The organism is Staphylococcus sp. HMSC065D05 (assembly GCF_001813195.1).
In the GTDB taxonomy this organism is placed as follows: domain Bacteria; phylum Bacillota; class Bacilli; order Staphylococcales; family Staphylococcaceae; genus Staphylococcus; species Staphylococcus epidermidis.
In genome coordinates this window covers 52978-55556 of record NZ_KV811775.1, presented here as the reverse complement: position 1 = coordinate 55556, position 2579 = coordinate 52978, and the positions used below count along the sequence as shown (strand labels likewise).

General features: G+C 30.0%; 3 protein-coding genes and 2 pseudogenes. 3 read left to right on the top strand and 2 right to left on the bottom strand.

Annotation, left to right across the window (positions count from 1 at the left end):
- Positions 1-169: 169 nt before the first annotated feature.
- Complete coding sequence (gene tnpA / locus HMPREF2897_RS11930) at positions 170-661, top strand: IS200/IS605 family transposase (RefSeq protein ID WP_002476458.1); 492 nt, start codon at positions 170-172, stop codon at positions 659-661.
- A gap of 159 nt (positions 662-820) precedes the next feature.
- Here tnpA and HMPREF2897_RS11925 read toward each other — a convergent pair whose 3' ends face one another.
- Positions 821-1093 carry a hypothetical protein gene (locus tag HMPREF2897_RS11925; protein ID WP_002476459.1) on the bottom strand — a complete coding sequence of 91 codons (273 nt, stop codon included), beginning with the start codon at positions 1091-1093 and terminating at the stop codon, positions 821-823.
- A gap of 117 nt (positions 1094-1210) precedes the next feature.
- Between HMPREF2897_RS11925 and HMPREF2897_RS11920 the strand changes: the two are divergent.
- Positions 1211-1591, top strand: a pseudogene (locus HMPREF2897_RS11920) (DUF1433 domain-containing protein).
- Positions 1592-1623: 32 nt separating this feature from the next.
- Positions 1624-1893, top strand: a pseudogene (locus HMPREF2897_RS13220) (terminase small subunit); the annotation flags it as partial.
- Between the two features lie 59 nt (positions 1894-1952).
- Here HMPREF2897_RS13220 and HMPREF2897_RS11910 read toward each other — a convergent pair.
- On the bottom strand, positions 1953-2387 hold the full coding sequence (locus HMPREF2897_RS11910) for a DUF1433 domain-containing protein (protein ID WP_032603087.1): 435 nt from the start codon (positions 2385-2387) through the stop codon (positions 1953-1955).
- Between the last annotated feature and the right edge of the window lie 192 nt (positions 2388-2579).

Sequence of the window (2579 nt, the reverse complement as noted above, 5' to 3'; positions counted from 1 at the left end):
AGTTTTCATAAATTCATTTACTGGCTTCTTTATTATTTGTATAAAGAAAACCATGCGCTATGCGTATGGTTCAGAAAAGGTTTTACCGTTATCTAAAAAAACATCTCATCATGCTAGAATATATATTGGTCAGCCAACCAAAATATTCAACACGAGGAGATGCTTTTTAATGTCATCTGACACAAACAGTTTAGCACATACAAAATGGAATTGTAAGTATCACATAGTCTTTGCACCAAAATATAGAAGACAAGTGATTTATGGAAAAATCAAAAGAGATATTGGAGTTATTTTACGTCAACTATGTGAAAGAAAAGGCGTAGAAATAATAGAAGCAGAAGCATGTAAAGATCATATTCATATGTTAGTTAGTATTCCACCTAAATTAGGAGTATCATCATTTGTTGGATATTTAAAAGGTAAAAGCAGTTTAATGATTTTTGATAGACATGCTAATTTAAAATATAGATATGGAAATAGAAAGTTTTGGTGTAAAGGATGTTATGTAGATACAGTAGGTAGAAATAAAAAGGTAATTGAAGATTACATTCGTAATCAATTACAAGAAGATATCGTTGCAGATCAAATTTCAATGGAAGAAAACCTAGATCCCTTTACAGGAGAAGAAATTAAAAAAGACGAAAAAATAGTACCCCTTTAGGGGTGCTGGGAAAGTAGTGCAGTTGGCTGACCTATCAGTGCCCTTTTAGGGGTGGCCAGTAAGAAAGGCTTATAGCCGTAGAACAAACCACCCGTTCATACGGGTGGTTTTGATTTTACAATACTTAGTATTGTTGGCTCGCTTTCTTAGGGGGCAGCTTCAGCCTGTAGTCTTCAACTTGTCCTGTTCCATCAAGTTATTCAAAACTGACTGAGGCCGAAGATAAGATTCGTTAAATTGATCAGCTTCTTTTGCATTATTTTGATCAACCATTTTCAGCCATTTATTATTTCCAACTGTATTAGGGTTAATTTTTTTTAAGGTAGTGTCTCTGTAAATAGCTGCATTTAAAATTTTATCTGGATTAGTTTCAATTTCAATATCATTGGTACCTAAATATATATCAGTGGTAATATCAGCTTTTGGGTTCAATTGCTATCTTTTTATCTGATGGATGTATATTATAAACACTATTAGCTAGTTCGTGATATGTGTTATTTTTAGTATGAAGATTGTCCGTTATTTCACCTCAAAGGAATGATTTTTTAAATAAAAATAATTTTAATATTTATTATATTAATTGTTGGAGACGTCTATTTAAAGATGAAACATGAAAAAATAAAATATTATGACAAATAAAAAGAAAAAATAGTAATTTATATGAAGTACAATGTTAAAGGTTATAAAGAAATAAAGTTTGAGGAACATAAAGAAAATCCTTTAGATGGATTTGTTATTACAGGTTATATAAATAATGACAATACTAATACTTTTTCAGCACATATGTGGTCTAAAGATGATTATCAATTTGAATATCTCTCATCATATAGTGATAAACTGGATAGAATGATGATAAAAAACCCAAAAACAGTTTCAGAAATAAAAAAGAACAATCTAATAAAAGAGATAAAAGGATGGGTAATTGATTAGTGCTATTTTAATGGAGACTCTTATGCTGAGATACTGGATGCATGAACCTTGTATATAACGAGCATGTAGAAACCGTTGATGTACCAATCAAGCCAAGTGACCGTTTAAAAGCTCGTGATATGTTGGGGAAATACCATAAGTTATTTACTGATAAGCAAGAAATTTTAGGAGACGTGCCTATATTCATTAATATAGGTGAATAGAATGGGGAAGATGAAGAATTAGACAATGAGGTAAATAAAGTAGCAGACGAACATCCAACCAGACCGGTATTTGTTGATGATGTATCGTTGGAGGACTAATAATGAAATTTAAAAGCACTAACTATTCATTAGGTTGAGTAGTTAGTGCTTTTCTGATGTTAAAATCCCCAAATTAGAGGTGGGTCTGCTTCGTAGTCTTTTTTATTAAGGTTTTCTTTTTTTATAATATCATTCGGAGTTAATTCATTTATATGATCCTCATTTTTAAATAGTTTGCCAAAAACTTTTGGATTATAAGACATATCCCCATTAAATTGAAAGCGGTCTATAGAGGACATCATCGCTTCAAATTCATATTTTTTATCATTATTAATATAGCCAGATATAAAATAATCTCCCATTGGATTTTTGTCTACATCCTTTATTGTTAAGGAATGATAATTTTTAAGGTTATATTTGAAATATAAATCAATTCTGTTCTTTTGAACTTCGATATATCTATCTTTCTCATTTTTATGCAAAACATAGCCTCCTAATATAAATAGTGATATAATTATTAATATTGCGTAAAATGTAACTTTGTTTTTTTTCATTGCTTACCCACTTTCAATTTTATTTTAAGGAGTCTTTTAATATGCAACAAACAGATGAAATTTCCCACAAAATAGCTTCAGAGTCTTATAGGGATCTAGAAAAAAATAATAACATTAAAGTGCAAGGTAAAAATTATAGAGTCATTGAAAAACGAGACGATACCCAAAATGGTTTAAGATCTTATGCATTTG

What these genes read in the sequence shown, in the direction of transcription:
- HMPREF2897_RS11910 (WP_032603087.1), bottom strand. Translation starts at nt 2,387, where the DNA reads ATGAAAAAAAACAAAGTTACATTTTACGCAATATTAATAATTATATCA.
- tnpA (WP_002476458.1), top strand. Translation starts at nt 170, where the DNA reads ATGTCATCTGACACAAACAGTTTAGCACATACAAAATGGAATTGTAAG.